The 18,823-nt window shown below is 44.6% G+C and carries 16 protein-coding genes and 2 pseudogenes; 5 read left to right on the top strand and 13 right to left on the bottom strand.

The features are described from left to right. Positions 1–88 precede the first annotated feature (88 nt). Together V7L12_RS33105 and V7L12_RS05480 are read left to right on the top strand one after the other, a co-directional pair. Positions 89–820, top strand: a pseudogene (locus V7L12_RS33105) (IS1634 family transposase); the annotation flags it as partial. A 99-nt stretch (positions 821–919) separates the two neighbouring features. Continuing rightward, complete coding sequence (locus V7L12_RS05480; RefSeq protein ID WP_335082797.1) at positions 920–1,069, top strand: hypothetical protein; 150 nt, start codon at positions 920–922, stop codon at positions 1,067–1,069. 38 nt (positions 1,070–1,107) lie between these two features. Here the strand turns inward: V7L12_RS05480 and V7L12_RS05475 are convergent, their stop codons facing one another. Further along, positions 1,108–3,645, bottom strand: a complete 2,538-nt coding sequence (locus V7L12_RS05475; protein ID WP_335082795.1) for a calcium-binding protein — start codon at positions 3,643–3,645, stop codon at positions 1,108–1,110. 409 nt (positions 3,646–4,054) lie between these two features. On the opposite strand from V7L12_RS05475, the pseudogene V7L12_RS05470 reads away from it, so the two are divergent. After that, positions 4,055–4,427, top strand: a pseudogene (locus V7L12_RS05470) (transposase); the annotation flags it as partial. Between the two features lie 152 nt (positions 4,428–4,579). Here V7L12_RS05470 and V7L12_RS05465 read toward each other — a convergent pair. Then, a complete protein-coding gene (locus tag V7L12_RS05465; protein ID WP_335082793.1) occupies positions 4,580–7,609 on the bottom strand; it encodes a zinc-dependent metalloprotease in 3,030 nt (1,009 codons plus the stop codon). A 548-nt stretch (positions 7,610–8,157) separates the two neighbouring features. Here V7L12_RS05465 and V7L12_RS05460 point away from each other — a divergent pair. Continuing rightward, positions 8,158–9,927 (top strand): pentapeptide repeat-containing protein, encoded by a 1,770-nt coding sequence (locus V7L12_RS05460; protein WP_335082791.1) that lies wholly within the window; start codon positions 8,158–8,160, stop codon positions 9,925–9,927. 200 nt (positions 9,928–10,127) lie between these two features. Continuing rightward, a complete protein-coding gene (locus tag V7L12_RS05455) occupies positions 10,128–11,438 on the top strand; it encodes a pentapeptide repeat-containing protein (protein WP_335082789.1) in 1,311 nt (436 codons plus the stop codon). Between the two features lie 60 nt (positions 11,439–11,498). On the opposite strand, the gene V7L12_RS05450 is transcribed toward V7L12_RS05455, so the two are convergent. From V7L12_RS05450 to V7L12_RS05400, 11 genes are all read right to left on the bottom strand, one after another. Then, positions 11,499–11,633: a hypothetical protein gene (locus tag V7L12_RS05450; protein WP_335082787.1), complete on the bottom strand. Its 135-nt coding sequence runs from the start codon at positions 11,631–11,633 to the stop codon at positions 11,499–11,501. A 14-nt stretch (positions 11,634–11,647) separates the two neighbouring features. Beyond that, the gene (locus V7L12_RS05445; protein WP_292775069.1) at positions 11,648–12,568 is read right to left on the bottom strand and encodes an NAD(+) kinase; all 921 of its coding nucleotides are present in this window, start codon (positions 12,566–12,568) and stop codon (positions 11,648–11,650) included. 6 nt (positions 12,569–12,574) lie between these two features. Continuing rightward, positions 12,575–12,880, bottom strand: coding sequence for an NADH-quinone oxidoreductase subunit NuoK (gene nuoK, locus V7L12_RS05440; RefSeq protein WP_006199065.1), 306 nt, complete (start codon positions 12,878–12,880; stop codon positions 12,575–12,577). 59 nt (positions 12,881–12,939) lie between these two features. Beyond that, positions 12,940–13,554 (bottom strand): NADH-quinone oxidoreductase subunit J, encoded by a 615-nt coding sequence (locus tag V7L12_RS05435; protein ID WP_334817658.1) that lies wholly within the window; start codon positions 13,552–13,554, stop codon positions 12,940–12,942. 103 nt (positions 13,555–13,657) lie between these two features. Then, positions 13,658–14,242: an NAD(P)H-quinone oxidoreductase subunit I gene (gene ndhI / locus V7L12_RS05430; protein ID WP_273763572.1), complete on the bottom strand. Its 585-nt coding sequence runs from the start codon at positions 14,240–14,242 to the stop codon at positions 13,658–13,660. Positions 14,243–14,479: 237 nt separating this feature from the next. Continuing rightward, the gene (nuoH, locus tag V7L12_RS05425) at positions 14,480–15,598 is read right to left on the bottom strand and encodes an NADH-quinone oxidoreductase subunit NuoH (RefSeq protein WP_334817656.1); all 1,119 of its coding nucleotides are present in this window, start codon (positions 15,596–15,598) and stop codon (positions 14,480–14,482) included. 275 nt (positions 15,599–15,873) lie between these two features. Beyond that, a complete protein-coding gene (locus tag V7L12_RS05420) occupies positions 15,874–17,010 on the bottom strand; it encodes a citrate synthase (protein WP_292775063.1) in 1,137 nt (378 codons plus the stop codon). A gap of 108 nt (positions 17,011–17,118) precedes the next feature. Next, positions 17,119–17,613: a phosphohistidine phosphatase SixA gene (sixA, locus tag V7L12_RS05415; protein WP_335082785.1), complete on the bottom strand. Its 495-nt coding sequence runs from the start codon at positions 17,611–17,613 to the stop codon at positions 17,119–17,121. A 51-nt stretch (positions 17,614–17,664) separates the two neighbouring features. Then, on the bottom strand, positions 17,665–17,874 hold the full coding sequence (locus V7L12_RS05410; protein ID WP_323203633.1) for a ParE family toxin-like protein: 210 nt from the start codon (positions 17,872–17,874) through the stop codon (positions 17,665–17,667). A gap of 68 nt (positions 17,875–17,942) precedes the next feature. After that, positions 17,943–18,122, bottom strand: a complete 180-nt coding sequence (locus V7L12_RS05405; RefSeq protein WP_335082783.1) for a hypothetical protein — start codon at positions 18,120–18,122, stop codon at positions 17,943–17,945. Between the two features lie 33 nt (positions 18,123–18,155). Continuing rightward, complete coding sequence (locus tag V7L12_RS05400; RefSeq protein ID WP_335082781.1) at positions 18,156–18,434, bottom strand: hypothetical protein; 279 nt, start codon at positions 18,432–18,434, stop codon at positions 18,156–18,158. Positions 18,435–18,823: the final 389 nt, after the last annotated feature.

Below are 18,823 nucleotides of genomic sequence, written 5' to 3'. Positions count from 1 at the left end.
ATGTTTGAGTGGTTTATCCGAAACACTACCTTTGATTTTCTATCTCTCCAGATGTACGGAGTTTTTTCAGAAATCAAATACTAATCCTATAGATACAATATTTTTAGCAATTAGCTTAGAAGCAGTAAATAAATTTCAAGTATCCTTAGCGACATCACACTTAGATTCTTCATCAATGCATGTACATGGAGAATATAATGTAAAATTACCAGAGGTAATATTTGAAAATGGTGAAAGCGAAAATTCGCCAACAAAAAAAAGAATCAGCACAAGCGATAAATATTACCCACGGATACTCTCGTGACCATCGGCCAGACTTAAAACAATTTCTGATAGAACTAATCTGTTCTGGATATGGAGATATCCCAATATTTTTCAAATCAGCATCGGTAAATCAAACAGATTCATCTAGCTTTGGTCAAATAGCAGTTGATTATAAAAAACAGATAGAAGTGGATAGTTTAATACTAGCTGATGCCGCCCTCTACACAGAAGACAATATCAAATTAATGTCCAAAATGACATGGTTATGTAGAGTCCCAGGGACTGTGAAATCAGCACAATTATTAGTAGCAAATACTGCGTAATCAGAATTTGTTAAAAGTGAGTTATCAGGATATTCATTTGGAGTTAAAAATATCACTTATGGGGGAATAGAACAAAGATGGTTAGTGTACAGAGCCAAGCCAGGAAAAAATCAGATTTAGAGAAGCTAGCTAAAAAAATCACGAAAGCTGAAGAGAAAAATAAAATTGATTTAAAAAAGTTGTCTCAAGAAAGATTTGCCTGTGAAGCTGATGCAATTAAGGTAACCGCTCAATAATCCGGGGTAAATCGCTCAGTGACAAGGCTCAAATGGCATAAACTCGTTCCTGAACTGGTAGTTCGCCGCGATTTATTGAGCGGATAGTAATGATGGATGAGCAGAACAATCAAAATTATCGTTCATAAAGTCGTTACTGACCGTCCCGCAGGCAGGGAACCACGAGTTCAAAAACGCCGCCCCAAAGCTTACCCCTTCATGACAAAACCTCGACAAGAATTACGTAAACAACTGCAAACTTCTTAATTGGCAACTGTTTCCGCTTTTCTTAGTACCATTTGTCTTTAGACTAGAGTGACTCCTAGCGTATAAGAACCAGGGTCAAAAAAGCCAGAACTGAAAGTTCCGCCATTTTGAGGGAAGTAATCATAATCACTTACTGAAATGGAGTAAGTACCTGCCCCTAGTGAAGCGGTGATTGATAGAGAAGTACTGGAACTCTGTAAGTTCCCAGCACTATTAAATAGGCCGAGAACTGGAAAGCTACCACTGTAATTCGGCGTGCTAATAGTCACAGTTCCTGGGTTAGCTAAAGAAAATGTGAAAAAGTCGAAATCAGGATTGTTCCCTGGAAGTCTTGCCAGTTGAGCAGAGGTATTAACTTCTGAACCTGATGTTAAAGTACCTAGCTTCTCAGCAGTGGCTAGTGTGTTGTTTGTCCCTTGTCCAGCATCTTCTTTCTCGTAGAACAGGAAGTCGTCACTATCAAGCTTCAGAGGCGATGCTTGCACAACACCAACGAGTTCATCTAGCTCTCCTGAGTTGTCCAGAAATACCCTTGTATCGGCTCCCACAGTCTGCAAGCGATAGTCTGCCAGTGTTCCTTTGAGCTGGATTGTATCTTCGTTGGAGTTGAAGCCACTGATGGTAGCGTAGTCTGCCAAACCACTACTTCCACTGTTGTTATCGTCATAGAAGACATTAGTAGCATCTCCAAGTAAGAACTGATCTTCCCCAGGCCCTCCAGTTAGGGTATCAACCTCCCCTAATCCAGGAGAATCAGAACCGTTAGTATCAACGCCTATGAGGACATCATTTCCAGGCCCTCCAAGGAGAGTGTCATTGCCGACCCCGCCACGGAGGGTGTCATCGCCTTCCCCTCCTTCGATTTGGTCATTGCCAGCCCCGCCAAACAGGCTGTCATTCCCATCCTCGCCCAAGACGAGGTCATTACCTTCCTGACCATCAAGAAAGTCATCACTATCCCCACCAAGCAAGGTGTCATTGCCGCCTCTGCCAAAGAGGGTATCACTGCTGCCTCCTCCAATCAGGGAGTCGTTAAAACTAGAACCAAAGACTTGCTCGATATTGAACAGGACATCATTCCCATCTCCCCCACTGGCAGTTCCAGTGCCAAGGTCAACGGTGACTCCGGCAGTGGCATTTAAATAATCAGCAGTATCAATGCCAGTCCCACCAAAGAGTTGGTCATCCCCGCCTCCACCTTGGAGTTGGTCGTCGCCGTCCCCACCAAGCAGAATGTCATTGCCGCTGCCGCCAAGCAGGGAGTCATTGCCTTCTCTACTAATGAGAGTGTCACTCCCGTCCTCACCAAGCAGGATGTCATTGCCAGCCCCACCAAGCAGGATGTCAATGCCGCTACCGCCAAGCAGGGAGTCATTGCCGTACCCGCCATTGATAAAGTCGTCGTTAGTCCCGCCAAGGAGGGTGTCATTGCCGTTATCGCCAAAGAGGCGGTCATTACCAGCCTCACCATTGACAAAGTCATTCCCGTCCCCACCACTGAGGAAGAAGTCATTGCCAGCTCCGCCCAAGATAGTGTCATTGAACCTAGAACCAACGATTCTTTCAATCTCCAACAGCACATCATTCCTGCCCTGCCCTGTAGCGGTTCCAGTGGCAAGGTTAATCGTGACTCCGGCAGTGGCACTGAAATAATCAGCAGTATCAACACCAGCTCCACCCAAGAGTTGATTATTGCCAGTTCCACCACGCAAGGTGTCATCGCCAGCCCCACCACGGACAATATCGTTGCCTTCCTCGCCATCAAGCAGGTCATTGCCAACTCCACCATCAAGCAGGTCATTGCCACCTCTACCAAAGAGGGTGTCATTACCGCGCCCACCAGTTAGAATGTCGCTGAAACCAGAACCAAAGACTTGTTCGATATTAAATAGGACATCATTCCCAGCCCCTCCACTGGCAGTTCCAGTCGCTAGGTTAACGGTGACACCAACAGTGGTATTTGAATAGTCAGCAGTATCATTGCCAGTCCCACCAAAGATTTTGTCATCCCCGTCCCCTGCTTCTAGTCGGTCATCGCCAGCCCCGCCAAGGAGGGTGTCATCGCCAGCCTCACCAATCAAGTTGTCATTGCCATCCTCGCCATCAATCTGGTCATCGCCAGCCCCGCCATTGAGCGTGTCAACCCCTTCCCCGCCAAAGAGTTGGTCTTTATCGTCTTCTCCAGCAAGTCGGTCATTTCCGTCCCCGCCTTCGAGAAGGTCATTGCCAGATCCAGCAAGGAAAACATCATTACCGAACCCACCAAGCAGGGTGTCGTCACCGCCTTTGCCAAGGAGTTGATCGTCGTCCTCCTCGCCATCGAGAAGGTCATTGCCAGATCCACCAAGGAGGACATCATCGCCGAACCCACCAAGCAGGGTGTTCTCGCCGTCCTCACCATTGAGAAGGTCATTGCCGTCCTCGCCATTAAGCGAGTCATTGCCAGCCCCACCCAAGAGGTCATCATTGCCGCCCCGACCAAAGAGGTTATCATCACCGCCCTGACCAAGGATAGCGTCATTCTCAAACGTGCCAATTAGAGTGTTATTCGTGTTGTCTCCAATAATGTCTGCCATATCAATCCCCTCGGTTATAAGTTTGATTCAGAAATATTCGCTGGCAGAGGTGTCATCTATGAGTAGCCCTGCCAGCGGGGAGAAACCCTAGATAGGTAGTTCAAATAAATGTAGCATGTACTTACACTGGTTTCGTAACCGCTCAATAATTCGGGGTAAATCGCTCAGTGACAAGGCTCAAATGGCGTAAACTCGTTCCTGAACTGGTAGTTCGCCCCGATTTATTGAGCGGATACCTGGTTTCTTGGTCTAGACACTGCCTAAATTTGAGTTGCATTGCGATAAATTTTAAGACATTTTGTTGAAGTTGCAGCTAAGAGGCTATTTATAAAGTAAATCTAAAAGTGGCTAATCAAATGAAATGATAACGATAAGATACTTTTGAGATAGTGCATTTACGTAGCGTTCAATGACTCGAAAGGCTTATTCTACCGACCTGAGTGACTCAGAATGGGCTATTCTAGCTCCCTTAATTCCACCAGCTAAGTCCGGTGGACATCCGCGCACAACTGATATGCGCAAAGTATGCAATGCCATCTACTACCACTTGAAAACAGGTTGTCAATGGGACATGCAACAGGCGTGACTTTCCTCTAAGCTCGACGGTTTATAGTTACTACCGGAAATGGCACAAACAAGGAGTTTGGCAAGAATTGAACCACACACTACGTAACCAGGTTCGGGAACAAATGGGTAGGTCAGTCCAACCAACTCCGTTAGCAAAGCTCGCCGTAGGCATCGCAGCAGACAGTCAGTCGCTGAAAACGACTAGAAAAAAGGGAGCCAGTGCGTTGGGCGGGCAAAGCCCGACTTGAAGCAACTGGCGTGGGAAGTGTACGGCAATGATTGCGGTAAGCTGAGTTTTGCGGACGTAAACGCCAAACTAAAGATTTACTTTATAAATGGTCTCTGAAAGTGCCAATTCCTAACTTTTTTAATTTGTTTGCAACGGTGCATTCAAGACTTTCTCGATGCGATCGCGTGTTTCTAATAAGTGCGCTTTGGTATATTCATCCTCAGAACTAACTCCCTTAAGTTTCTCATCAAGCTGTTTGAGTTTATACCAAGCTAGAGTGCGAGCATCTTCTGGAACATTTTCTTTTCGCAATACCATACCAGTCAAAATGTCCAAATACTGACGCTGCAAGCCTCGCCGCAAGCTGGCGATCTTCATCGGTTTAGCTTTTGGTTGGATGACTTCCGTCCAAATACCCGACTGTAAAGTGTCAAATAGTTCTGGCAGAGTCAGTGCTTTTCCTTCGGGAGTTTTGAGTTCAATATCCTTGAGACGAGAGAGGCGATCGCCTGAGAGTAAATCTCGCAACACAGAACCCTGCATCAGTAGCACCAAGTCATGAATGGGAAAATCCAAACGACCAACTCGAGGAGAACTACCCCAATGTCGCCAACGGGAAGGTGCCAATTTATTCAGTAATTCTGGTGAAAAACTGAGGGCATCTTCTGCAAATACATATTTTTGTAGCGTTTCTAAAGCTTGCCGTTGTTCTTCAACAGGTACTGGTTCAAATGGTAATCGGTGTTGGGGGACTCCAGAGACTTTCTCCGAAGGTATTTCACTGGGGTGAATGCGATAGAAAGATTGTCCCCCGATGTATTTTGTGGTGAAATATATTTGCTGGAAATAGTTACCCAATACTGTGCTAAAACGTTCGCTGACATCGCTGTAACTATCACCAGCCATTGGGAAACGCTTATCAATACGTTCCCACATCAGCCGCGAATTATTCAACTGCCACTGAGAATAAAGCAGCACATTACCGCTGTTATCCCAAGCATCAGCAGTTGGGTCAAGATCGTATACATCTTCATCTGTGGAATAACTCAACTCTGGCTTGTAGGATTGTGCAGCAATTTCCTCCAAAATTGGCTTTTCTGCTATAGGAGTTGATGTCTGAATTGTTGTATAGCCGTACTTAATTGCCCATTCATCATAAGGCCCCACCATACTAGGAAAATAATCTCCTTGTTTTGTACCTTGAGGGGCAATATTGGGGGGAATATAGTCCATGACAGAAGTTGTCAGACCTTTATTTTTGGTAATTTCTGTATTATTCATCTGCTGTGGTGGTAGCAGTGTACTACCACGGAAGTTATGACGTAAACCAAGAGTATGTCCAACTTCGTGAGCGATGATTAAACGTAAATATTGATTAATATAGTCTTTCACCTGGTCTGGAGTAGCCATAGTATCAGGCAGCAGTGACATTGCCAGTGAACCAAAGGCAAACTGGTTAGCAGCTTCCATCCCATAGCATAAATCGTATTCGCCTGCCATTTTCGATAAACGACTCAACAACCCCTCTTGTCCTTGCATCTTCTGGGGTAGACCATTGTTTTTCGCATCTAAACCATTGGCGCAAAGTAGACGATTTTGCATCAAAGCTGATAAAGTAGTGCGATTTTCTGTTTGGCTGGGTTGGATGATTTTGCGATATTCACTTTTGAGTGCCCGGACAAAGCTAGCATCTACGAGAATGTCTGCATCCAAAATTTCCCCTGTCAATGGGTTAACGCGGGATGGCCCCATCGCAAAGTATCCATCGACTGTGTTAATCCAGCGAATCGTGTTGTAACGAATATCTGCCGGGTCCCAGGTAGCATCATCTGGCATTTGGCGGACTTCAATTGCATCCTTGAATCCAGCTTTGAGAAAGGCTTTGTTCCACATGAGAACGCCTTCTTTCATGGCATCGCGGTACTCTAAGGGTACAGCGTTATCAATCCAGAAGACAATCGGTTTTTTGGGACGAGAAATGACTGCTTTCGGGTCTTGTTTTTCTAAATGCCAACGATTTACGTAACGGACAAAAGAATCGCCGCGATCGTCGTCTTTGGATAAATCTTGGTAGGCGGTGATGAAATAGCCGATGCGATCGTCAGCAAGGCGTGGTCGATAATCTTGATCGGGTAGTTGGGAGAGACTGTAGTGAACGCGCAGGGTAAAGCCACGGTTGTCAGCTAGCGAAGCAAAGTTTGCCACTTCACTGTTGGGTTCAGCGCTATCAGAGTAATTCAAAACTGACTCGACTTCTAAATTTTGGGGAAAGGCTTTAGCAGTACCAAAATAGGACTGGTCTGTGCTTGCGGGGACTCCTAAACTTGCAGATAATCCAGCTAAGTCTGTGAGTAACAAATCTCCCAAGTCAATGAGAAGAGTTTTGCGTTCTGGATGAATGCTTTTAATGGAAATGGTGTAGAGAACAGAGTCACTAAAAGATCGCGTCAGCGATCGCACCTGGGGATCTCCCTCACGAGTGCGAAAATTCACATTACGGATGACAAAGTGTAGTTTATCATCCACCCGTTGGAAATAAAACAAAAAATCTTGCAGAGGCATACCACTGTAAATACCCCGTTCGCCAATACCCGATTCCAGGGTTGCCGTAGCTAGGTAATTTTTATTAAGTTGTTCTGGCTTAATTTCTAGATAAATTTTATTCTTTTCTTTATTGCGATAAAGGGTGAACAATCCCCCTGACTTTTGGGTGTTTTTAATTACTTCGTTAAATGGCTCTAAATCATCCTTTGCTGCTGGTTTAGCACTAGGATTAGGCTTTGCATTCGGTTTTTCTGCTGGTTTTGCAACTTGTAAAAATGGTTGCTGACCTGCTTTTTTTAGGTTTTTGACTATCCAAATAAACGGTTGAGGCTGTACGTGTTTATTTTGATTAACTACCCAAATTTGCCCTGATGGTAGCCTCTGTTTCTGAGGAGTACTAATATCTTTTAATGATAAAGCTGAGATTTTAGTTGAAGAAGTTTCTGTCGATAACTGACTATGGGATTTTTTTTCATTTCTGGCTGTAACCACATCTTCTACAACGATTTGGTTAGCTGACAAATCTGTATCAACATTGTTAACAAACGGTGACTTAGCGCTAGCTGTCGCTATCCCTAAAAACAAACTATGTAACAAAATCATATAAAAGGTTAATCTGTTCATCGCATTCATGACCTGATAACTATCTCTCGTTAATTTTTAACTTTTGCAAAGCCAAATAGCCTGCCCTCTGCCGATTCTCTCTCTTAGCTGCTTTATATTAGGCAACAAACTTTCAAGTTAAATTTTAGTTGCCATTTTTCAGCTTTGTTGTGCTGTTTTAGTGTAGGATTTTTCCTAACAATTGTATCTCTGACAAACAGTAAGTATGATTTTTACATCAGACTAGTAAATTTATGGGGAAAAAGCCTCACAAATTAGCCAAACCGTGGAATTACTTAATTTTTGAAAGAATTTTTAAGTTAACACTTTGTTTACATCATGAGAAGAAGCTTAAGGCTACAACAGGTGAGCAAGAGGGCGCCATCCAGGAACGCTGTTGGCAAATTCATCAGAAGTAGTCTGTCGTTAACATCGCCAACTTATGATTTTTTTACTATAGTATTTATTTATACTATTGATTGTTGGGAATGCAAACCAAACTAGCATAGAAAAGTTTTTAATTCAGGATTATCAAAAACAGTTATTTAAATGTAACAACGGAAACAAAAATGTCAACATATTTATCTCAAGTCTGGCAGCTGCTGAGAAATTATGTGAGGGGTACAAGGTTACAAGAGATGCCAAAGACCACATCGCCAGAAACAGAAGCAGTTTTAACTCTAGGAAAAAATATTAAAGAACCAGACAAAAGCGTTAGATTTGCTGAAGATAATTTGCAGGAATATTTGTACTCTCCAAGATTGCAAAAAAGCTTAGAAAAATGGACAATACCAAAGAACGGTTTGACTTCTCAGATAGACGATCGCACATTGGGCACTTTACTCACTGGGTTTTGCTTTAAAGTATGCGATCGCCAGATGTATGAAGAGATTTATGATTTATTGGGCAATGGTGCCCTGAAACCTGAAATAGTCAAGCAACTAATGGAATTGGTTGTGACTGGTCAAAAAATTCGTCCAAAATTGCTTTTTTGGCGGCTAGAAGATTTTTATCGTCGCTGGTGTCACGGGGAATTTATCGATGGGACACCAGATGATAACCTGCCTCAGAAAACAAGGTTAAAGCTAGCGGCACAAAATATTGCGATCGGGTTGAGACAGGTAGACATATATACAGGGCTGAACGTACTGATTTTATTATTAGAGTTACACCGTTACGCCCAAGGGCGAGAAGAACTCAAACAAAAAATCACCTTCTATGCATCTGCGCAACCGGACACAGACAATTTTTTCACATCCCAACTGCTGCGGATTATCAATTATAGCGATGCCCTGGAAATTGGTAACTTTAGTAGTATAGTTGGACAATTCCTTAAAGGCGGTAACTTTCGCAATGCTTACCTCGGCGATGCCAACCTTACAGGGGCAGATTTTAGTGGTGCTGACCTAAGCCTTGCTTATCTCGGCGATGCCAACTTAACTGGCGTAAACTTCAGCGGTGCTAACCTTAGCGGTGCCAACCTCGGCGATGCCAACCTCAGCGGTGCCAACCTCAGCGGTGTTAACCTCAGCGGTGCCGACCTCAGTAGCACCAACCTCAGCGGTGCTAACCTTAGCTGTGCCAACCTTAGCCGCACCGACCTCAACCGCGCCGACCTTAGCAATACCAACCTTAGCCGTGCCGACCTTAGCCACGCCGACCTCAACCGCGCCGACCTTAGCAGCACTAACCTTAGCCATGCTGACCTAAGTAACGCCATCCTTTTCGGTGCAAATCTGAGTGAAGCCAATCTTAATAGCGTCAGCCTTAGCCATGCCGACCTTTGCCGCGCCGACCTCAGTGGTGCTGATTTGAGTTACGCCATCCTCAACGGTACTAACCTCAGTGACACAATTCTTTTCAGTACCAACCTCAGCAATGCTATCCTTGTTGCCGCAGACCTCAGCTATGCCAAACTTAACGGTGCCAAACTTAACAATGCCAGACTTAACGGTGCAATGTTCTTAGGTGCCGACCTCAGCGGCGTAGACCTGAGTCAGGTGATTCTCAACGAAGCTGATCTCAGCGGCGTGAGTCTCAACGACGCCGACCTCAGTGGTGCTGACCTCACCGACGCCATCCTCTTTGGCACAGACTTCAGCTATGCCAACCTTAACAGTGCTAACCTCAGTGGCAGTAACCTCAGTGGTGCTATCCTCAACGGCGCGGATCTTAGCCATAGCAACCTCAGTTACGCCATTCTGGGTGGTGCAGACCTTAGCGACGCCAATCTAGAAGAAATGATCTGGGGTAAAAAGCAGCAGTGGGAAGGTGTGCGGGGATTAGAGACAGCAGTTAATATACCGGAGGCGTTGAAGGAAGAACTGGGACTGAATTGAGATGAGGCGGATGAAGGGGACAACGGGAAAGGTAAAACTCAAGCTTAATTGCGATCGCCTTTTCTCTGACTCCGTGTCCTCTGCGCCTCTGTGGTAGCCTACGGCAAGCCGCTGCGCGTCTACGTCATTTTTCCCACACCCATCAACCCCAAATTTTACACTAAACTCTAAATAACCAGTAATTATACGAGTCCCAGTGAATGAACAAGCGTTTATCGCAAACCTGGCAGAAGTTTCAGCAATCCTTCTCAATAGAAGAGAGTCTGAACACCACAGTTGAGACTGGCAAGGCAGTTTTGGAAGCCGCTGAACACCTGAAAGCGTGGACACAATACGAAGAAACAGAAGACGGAAGACAACTAGTTATTCTCGAAGGCGAAATGAATTGGCAAATTTATGATTTGCTGGGTTTTGGCAGACTCACACCAGAAATTGTGGAATATTTGATGAGGCTGCTTACTGAAAAACAAGATTTCTCTTGGGAGCAATTATTTAAACGCTTAGAAAATTTTTACCATAACTGGTGTATAGGGAAATTTATTGACTCTGCGAAACAGACTTTGCCTCAGAAAAAGCTACAACAGTTGCAACAGTATGGGATTCAAGGGCTAGGTCAGCGTGAGGTGGATATTTATGCTGGGTTGAATGTGATGATTTTGCTTTTGGAGTTGCACCGTTATGCTAAAGGGCGAGATGATCTCAAACAAGAAATTGTCTTCTATCCGTCTGGTCAAACTGGTGCAGACAATTTTGAAGAATACCAATTAACTCGTGTCATCAATTACAGTGATTGCTTTCAGCTTGGAACTTTTAATAGTGTAGTTGGGCAATTCCTCAGCGACACCAACCTTAGCGGCGCAGACCTCAAAGGTGCAAACCTTAGCGAAGCAAACCTCAGCTACGCAAATCTCAGTGGCGCATACTTTGGCCTCACAAACCTTAGCGAAGCAAACCTCAGCTACGCAAACCTCAGTGGCGCATACTTTGGCGGCGCCAGCCTCAAAGGTGCAAATCTCAGCTACGCAAGCCTCAGTGCTGCAAGCCTCTATGGTGCAAACCTCAGTCGCGCAAACCTCAGCGGCGCAAACCTCAGCGGCGCAAACCTCATTGGTGCAAACCTTTTCTTCGCAGTTCTTGGCGAAGCAAACCTCAGCGGTGCAAACTTCAGAGGCGCAGACCTTGGCGAAGCAAACCTCAGCGGCGCAAATCTCAGCCGCGCAAACCTTATCTTCTTAGACCTTAGCTACGTAAATCTCAGCCGCGCAGACCTCAGTGGCGCAAATCTCAAAGGCGCAAATCTCAGCCGCGCAGACCTCAGTGGCGCAAATCTCAAAGGCGCAAACCTTAGCGGTGCAGACCTCTGGGGCGCAAACCTCAGCCGCGCAAATCTCAGCCAGAAGAGTTGGGGAGATATGGACTGGGATGAAAATACAAACTGGGAAAATGTGGAAGGACTTGATACAGCAGTGAATGTGCCAGAAGCCTTAAAGAAACAGTTGCGGCGGAGTTAAGAAGAGGTGGAAGCAAAGGAGGCTTTCCCTACTTGACTTTTTTTACATCATTCTAAATTGTCACCAATAAACGTTATCAGCAAAGAAAGTCACCATCAGAGCAGAAAGCCCCCGGATGAATCCAAGGGCTTGGGCAATTTTGGTTGCGATGCCTGCGGCGGATGGGTACGCGATCGCAATCTGTGATAAATGCACTCTAAAATACTTAATTAATTACGGTGATTATTGCTGTAGTGAACCCTTGTACCTGCCCACAACAACTTCTCCCGTAGCGTCTGATAGTAGGAATTGTTCTCGCGCAAAATAATAAATTTAGCCCGACACTCTGCCATCCGCACATCAACACGGTGTCCGGGCCAAATTGAAGTCCCTAAAACCCCATCTGTCCACAGCTTGGTACTCAAATCGTAATCCCCCAAAGGCCAAATACTCACCACAGAACCAGGGGGTAAAACGAGGGGACGACTAGAAAGGCTCATTGCACAAATAGGAGTGATGGTAAGCGCCTCCATACCATCATGCATAATTGGCCCATTAGCAGAAACGGTATAACCTGTGGAACCTGTAGGAGTGGAAATAATCAACCCATCCCCGACGTATTGATCGACTACCTCACCGTCGATTTCCATTTCCAGAATTGAGGTGATCATTCGGTCAGCGGAGGCGGGTTTGACACAGAATTCATTCAAAGCCAGGTAACGTTCGCTCACTGGTTCTAAATTAGATCCATGACCCTCATACACCGCAGCTTGCAACATCATCCGTCGTTGGATAGCATAGCGATCCTCAAACAGCCGATCCCAAACTTTCTCTGTATCCTGAAACTCTTCCACTGACTCAGTTAAAAACCCCAGATGACCTCCCACATTCACTCCCAGAATTGGGATGCCAGCCGGGGCTAAATGTCTAGCACTGGTTAAAACAGTACCATCGCCACCGAGTACCAAAGCGAGATCGATTGGTTGACCCGCCGAAGCCAAAAAGACTGGATAGGGGTTGTCTTTCGGCCCGCTAGGCCCCATCAACACTTGGCAATCGCGGCTTTCTAGTTGTTTAGCACAGATTTCTGCCCATTCTTTACTCCGGGCATCCCGCGCTTTATAAGCAATGATTACCTGCTTGAGTTGCACGCACAATTACCATTTCAGGAGATTAAACTGCTCCATATCGACGGTATCGCGGTTGCGATAAATGGCCAGCACGATCGCTAAACCCACCGCCGCCTCGGCTGCGGCCACGGTAATCACAAATACTGTGAAAACCTGACCCTTAATTAATGTTGAGTCGAGGAAGTTGGAAAATGCCATTAAATTCAGATTAACAGCATTGAGCAGTAATTCAATTGACATCAGCACCCGCACAGCGTTGCGGCTGGTAATTAAACCGTAGATGCCGATGCAGAATAAAGCTGCTGCTAGTAATAAAAAGTACTGGAGTTGCATGAATCTGGGTATCCCTCCTGAAAAAGCTGGCTGTTTATCTGCGATTCAGGTCGCAAATATTACTCTTTTGTTTCGCTGGTTGTTGATATTAGTTCTCTGGGGCGTTCTTGCAAAGTCAAAACAGTTTGCCCCAGATCGGATCGTGTCAGTTGATCTGGCAAATACTCACGACGTGCCAAAATAATTGCTCCTACCATCGCTATCAGCAGCAAAATGGAAGCCAGTTCAAAAGGTAGTAAAAAGTCAGTGAAGAAATGTTCTCCAATCAAAACTATAGAACTTTCACCACCCGCTACAGGAGCAGTTGAGTACGCCCAAGGAGTAGCTAGAACCATCGTACTTAAAAGACCAAACAATCCTACACTAACTACACCCGTAAGTACTTTACGCACCCATGAGTTAGGAAATGCTACAAAGTTCTCTCGCTTGTTCACCAACATAATGGCAAACAAAATCAACACGTTAACCGCCCCAACATAAATTAGTATTTGTGCAGCTGCAACAAAATCAGCATTTAGCAACAGGTACATTCCCGCTATGCTGATGAACACACCCCCCAGCAAAAAGGCAGAATAGACGATGTTGGAGAACAGCACCACACCAATGGCCGCCCCAATCATCATCACGCCCAGTATGCCAAGCGATACAAGCTGTACTCCTTCTGCTAGATTCACTGTTTTTTGTCCTTAGTCAATTGTCATTGGTCATTAGTCATTGGTCATTGGTCATTGGTCATTGGTCATTAGGAAAGGACAATGGACAAATGACAAATGACATTTATTTTTCTGTTTGTTCTACCAGGTCTTCTGGACGCGCACCCGCACGCGGTGCATCTGCGGGCAGTCCGTGGGGTTCGAGGACGCCTTTGGGTAGGTAAACTAGTTCGCGCAGTGGTGTAACCATTGGGTCATCTGTTACCTTATAGGGCAGACGACCTAGCGCTACACTGTCATAGTTCAATTCATGGCGATCGTAAGTGGAAAGCTCATACTCTTCTGTCATAGATAGACAGTTAGTGGGGCAAAATTCCACACAATTACCGCAAAAGATACAAACTCCAAAGTCAATGCTGTAGTGGTTGAGTTTTTTCTTTTTGCTGGCTTTGTCGAATTCCCAATCGACTACAGGTAGGTTAATTGGACAAACGCGAACGCAAACTTCGCAAGCGATGCACTTATCAAATTCAAAGTGAATCCTACCGCGAAACCGTTCGCCAAGAATTAGTTTTTCGTAAGGGTACTGTACAGTAATTGGACGCCGCCGCATGTGGTCGAAGGTGACAGAAAGTCCCTGACCAATGTAACGCGCAGCTTGTACCGTTTCTTTGGCGTAATCACCAACTTGTTTTAGGAACTTTAGCATTGTGTTTCACTCTCTCTTTTGAAGCTATCAGCGTTATTTGTCCCTTGTCTTTCGTCCTTGGTCATTAGTCATTTGTACTAATGACCCTTACGGGTGACGCTCCTGCGTTGCTACCGCTTCTCTACGAGACGCTGCGCGAACGCTAACGCCAGTCACTCATGGGGGAAACCCCCTTGGCGCTAGCCTCTCCCTTTGGGAGAAAACCGCGCTGGCTCACTAATGACTAATGACTAATGACTAACCACCAAAAGCGAAGGGAAAGGCTAGTTTCAAGGCGGCGGTTAATAGCAGATTAACCAAACCAACTGGCAACAAAAACTTCCATCCTAAATCTAACAGTTGGTCAATCCGTACCCGTGGCACTGTCCAGCGCAACAGGATGGCGACAAACACTAGTAAATAGGCTTTGAACACGGTCATGATGATACCCAAAGCCGCAGTTACTATCTGGAACACAGGATTTACTTCACTGACTCCCAGCCAACCAGCAATGAGGTTGAGGGGAATAGGAAAGTCCCAACCGCCCAGGTAGAGAATTGCTACTAGTAAGGAAGAAAGGATCAAGTTAACGTAGGAACCCAGGTAGAACAGACCGAATTTCATACCTGAGTATTCAGTCTGATAGCCTGCGACGATTTCTTCTTCCGCTTCGGGTAAGTCAAAGGGTAATCGTTCGCATTCAGCGAGGGCGGCTATCCAAAAGATCAGAAAACCGATTGGTTGTCGCCAAATGTTCCAGCCCAGAATGCCGTAGCCAGACTGTTGATTGACAATATCAACGGTGTTGAGGCTATTAGACATCATAGCGATCGCTAACACCGCCAGCGCCAAAGGAATTTCATAACTAATAGATTGCGCTGCTGCCCGCAAGCCCCCTAAGAGGGAGTATTTGTTATTAGATGCATAGCCTGCCATCAATAAACCAATGGGTTGAATGCTTGACAAGGCAATCCACAAGAATACGCCCATGCCCACGTTGCTAATTACGATATTCTGTCCAAAGGGCACAATCAGGAACGACAGAAACACCGGAATTACAACAATAATTGGCCCAAGGGTAAACAGCCAGGGGTCAGACTTGGCTGGTACAATATCTTCTTTAAATACTAGCTTCAGACCATCTGCTACAGGTACCAGCAACCCAAAAGGTCCTTGGTATTCTGGCCCAATTCGCTGCTGTGCGGAGGCAGAAATTTTCCGTTCTAGCCAAGTAGCAACTAATACCCCCACTGTTGCCCCAATCAGCATCAGTATCATTGGCAGCGGCATCCAAATCGCTTTGGCTGTTCCTGCTGGTATACCTAAATCCCGGAGGGATTCAATAAAAGTTCCTTGGAGGTCAATTCCTGAATTCATGTTTCCGCTCTTTAAGACATCGAGTCATGGTGAGTTACAACTATTAGTTAAATTAATACCTGTAAATTCACCCATTTTTAATTTTTGCTGTGATGACGCCCGATTGAAGATTTGTTGCCAATTCCCATGCCTAGTATATCGTTGGATGGTTTGACCACCCTGAAGCGAGATGAGAACTTCTACTTATGGTTGGCATTGAGATTCGCTATTGAGTGGATATAGGATGAGAGGACAAGGGGAATAACTATGCCCCATGCCCTATGCCCTATGCCCATTTACCGCTGGTCAATGGGGGTATAAGTTACTTCGTGATGACCGTTGTAAACCTGGGTAGGACGGAAAATCCGGTTTTCTGCTAGTTGTTCTTTCCAGTGGGCTAGCCAACCGGCAACACGAGCGATCGCAAATATTGGCGTAAACAAGTCTGTGGGAATCCCCATCTTTCTATACACCAAACCGGAATAAAAGTCAATATTGGGATAAATCCCCTTGCTACCGAGTTTTTCCTCTACCACTCGTTCCATTTCTTGAGCAATGTCATAGAACTTGTCATGGCCAAACTTCTCAAACAGTTGCTCTGCTAGTCCTTGTAAAATTGTGGCTCGTGGGTCTTTAACTTTATAGACACGATGTCCAAAGCCCATAATCTTAGATTTAGTTTCCAGACAATGCTCTATGTAGGGACGGACATTTTCCACAGAGCCAATTTTTTCCAACATCTGAATTACTTCTTCATTGGCTCCACCATGCAGAGGCCCACCCAAAGTTCCCACAGCACTAGCAACCACAGCATAAGGATCGGTCAAGGTGGAAGCTGTCACCCTGGCACTGAAAGTGGAAGCATTCATTGTATGTTCGACCTGAAGTATCAAGCAGATATCAAAAACTCGCGCCATCAGAGGATCGGGTTCTTTCTCATCGAGCATGTATAGAAAGTTGGCGGAGTAGTCTAAGTCATCACGGGGACGTACCGGATCATTGCCTTTTCGCATCAGTTGGAACGCCGCCACCATTGTGGGAATGGTTGCTATCAGGCGCACCACCGAATCTCGAATATAGACAGGATTATGTAAATCGCGGAGCGAATAAAACAAGCCTAAAGCAGCAGCGGAGGCTTGCAAGGCATCCATTGGATGACCGCTTTCTGGAAAGCATTTCATCATGTCCCGAATGCGGTACTTTATCCGTCGGTGGTAACGAACTTCATGCTCAAATGTTTCCAGTTCTTCCTTGCTTGGCAGTTTACCCCAGATTAAGAGATAAGCAGTTTCTAAGAATGTACTTTTTTCTGCTAATTCCTCAATCCTAATGCCACGATATTCTAGTATTCCCTTTTGCCCATCAACATAGCTGATACTTGATTGAGCGGCGGGAATGCCTTCTAAACCAGGCTTGTATTCGCACACCATCATGGCAACACCATTCGCTTTGTGAAATATCTGATCAAGCTAACTTACCAGAAATTTATTGTCGCCATAACAGTAGCCGTTCTAACAACAATCGAAAATGTTGAAAAACTGTTATAGCAGGTACTTGGGTGGTGTCAACCAAAACATCTGACTACGACCCAGAGCAGAACCTGTTTCTGGTAGTTTTATCCCAATCATACCTGCTTTTTTCAAGACTAAGCTTGCTTTGACTTCTCCCCACAGGAGAATTTCAGCCCAACTGGTCAAATCAGGTTCGTGTCCAACCAGCGCCAGTTGGGTATTTTGGGAATAATTTCTTGGTTCTAACCAGTCTTTTAGCCAACTAGAAATTTGACCATCGTGGGCGAGGTGGCTAGATTCCTCTAACTGGGAGCTTAGTTTTTCTGCTATTAGGATTTCAGCCGTTTGGCGGGCACGCACTAAGGGACTGGTAAGAATTAAATCAAAGTTTAAACCTAATTTAACAAGTTTCTGGGCAACTTTCTCAGTTTTTTGCCTTCCTTCTTTGGTAAGGCTGCGCTCTTCATCTTTGATGCCTAATCCCTTGTCTTCGGCGATGCCATGACGAATTAAGTATAGTTCCATACTTTGTACTATGAGTGATCAGTTAGGCTGCTCTTAGGCAATGTTAGAACGCTATCCACCACTTAGCAATCTGTCATACTCTGGATGTGATCCAATCCAAAACCATACAAAATTATCATCTTCTTTTACAGCAAGCGCCCGATAATATATACCAATACGCACTGACCAAAACTGACCGACTTTTTTGAAATGCAATGATGGATATTTGGGATCTTCCCGAAGAAACTCGTAACATCGATCAGCAAGCTCTTGGATATCAATTAGTAACTGGCGATAGTAATACCAAAAATCTGTGGTTACTCGATGTTTTACAGATCAGTACAACGCCCTTATCGCAGATGTTTGAGTGCTTTCTGTGGCAATACATCTAACCGACCAGCAGCCACATCTTTTTCAATCTGTTTATCCCAGGCTACTGCATCGAATTCCGCAAACCAGGCACGAAAAGCAGCTAAATCCTCTGGTGAAAGTTGACTAACAGCGAGTTCTACTTCCTTTAGGGTACTCATAATCTAGGTAAATCAAGCTTGTCATTCTTTAAATTAAATATAGTATGAATAGAATTGTTTATTTACTTTCAAAATTTCTAATCCAACGTCAATTCTATTACGACACCACTTTGCATCTTTTTGAGGCCAGTTTAGATCCTCAACAAGATATTGCTCGATTAACTCAGTATTTATCTTTTTTTTACAAAAACGCGAAGCAGCACAAATAAAAAAATCCAGCCGTTCAATATCGTTGGGATGATAACTTAACGGAAATCGTCTCAAGTATCTTTCAAAAGATTCTCTTGCTTTTGGAGATGTAATTAATTTCATCTAATCCAATATCTTCGTTTGATAGTTCAATGCAAATGCTATTATAACTTGCAAAACTAATAAAATCCTTGAAATCTTTTTCAAATCTTTTTAATAAATCATTGTATTCTAACATTTTTATATGACCATACTGCGAATTTAAAATATTCACTATCGAATAAAATTTATCTTTTATCTTAGTAATTAGAAATGATGGTTTGTGGTGGTCTTCATCTAAAAAGAGGATACAGGAAGGCTTAGTCGTTTCTTCTGTATGCTCTTCTGATTCTTTTTGTAGATAAGTCCAGTCATTAAAACCCACATTCCGCACCCATAACTGTCACACCCCAAAGAAACGGATCTATTTAGTACATAAGAACTAATGATTGGGAGAATTGACTAGGATTTAT

This window comes from Nostoc sp. (genome assembly GCF_036918245.1).
Lineage (GTDB): Bacteria > Cyanobacteriota > Cyanobacteriia > Cyanobacteriales > Nostocaceae > Nostoc.
Note: the sequence above shows the minus strand (reverse complement) of the source record. Positions and strands in the feature narration are given on the sequence as shown.

Coding starts and splice junctions, on each gene's coding strand:
- V7L12_RS05480 (WP_335082797.1), top strand. CDS start 920: ATGAGCAGAACAATCAAAATTATCGTTCATAAAGTCGTTACTGACCGT.
- V7L12_RS05475 (WP_335082795.1), bottom strand. CDS start 3,645: ATGGCAGACATTATTGGAGACAACACGAATAACACTCTAATTGGCACG.
- V7L12_RS05465 (WP_335082793.1), bottom strand. CDS start 7,609: ATGAACAGATTAACCTTTTATATGATTTTGTTACATAGTTTGTTTTTA.
- V7L12_RS05460 (WP_335082791.1), top strand. CDS start 8,158: ATGTCAACATATTTATCTCAAGTCTGGCAGCTGCTGAGAAATTATGTG.
- V7L12_RS05455 (WP_335082789.1), top strand. CDS start 10,128: ATGAACAAGCGTTTATCGCAAACCTGGCAGAAGTTTCAGCAATCCTTC.
- nuoK (WP_006199065.1), bottom strand. CDS start 12,880: ATGCAACTCCAGTACTTTTTATTACTAGCAGCAGCTTTATTCTGCATC.
- ndhI (WP_273763572.1), bottom strand. CDS start 14,242: ATGCTAAAGTTCCTAAAACAAGTTGGTGATTACGCCAAAGAAACGGTA.
- nuoH (WP_334817656.1), bottom strand. CDS start 15,598: ATGAATTCAGGAATTGACCTCCAAGGAACTTTTATTGAATCCCTCCGG.
- V7L12_RS05420 (WP_292775063.1), bottom strand. CDS start 17,010: ATGATGGTGTGCGAATACAAGCCTGGTTTAGAAGGCATTCCCGCCGCT.
- sixA (WP_335082785.1), bottom strand. CDS start 17,613: ATGGAACTATACTTAATTCGTCATGGCATCGCCGAAGACAAGGGATTA.
- V7L12_RS05405 (WP_335082783.1), bottom strand. CDS start 18,122: ATGAGTACCCTAAAGGAAGTAGAACTCGCTGTTAGTCAACTTTCACCA.
- V7L12_RS05400 (WP_335082781.1), bottom strand. CDS start 18,434: ATGAAATTAATTACATCTCCAAAAGCAAGAGAATCTTTTGAAAGATAC.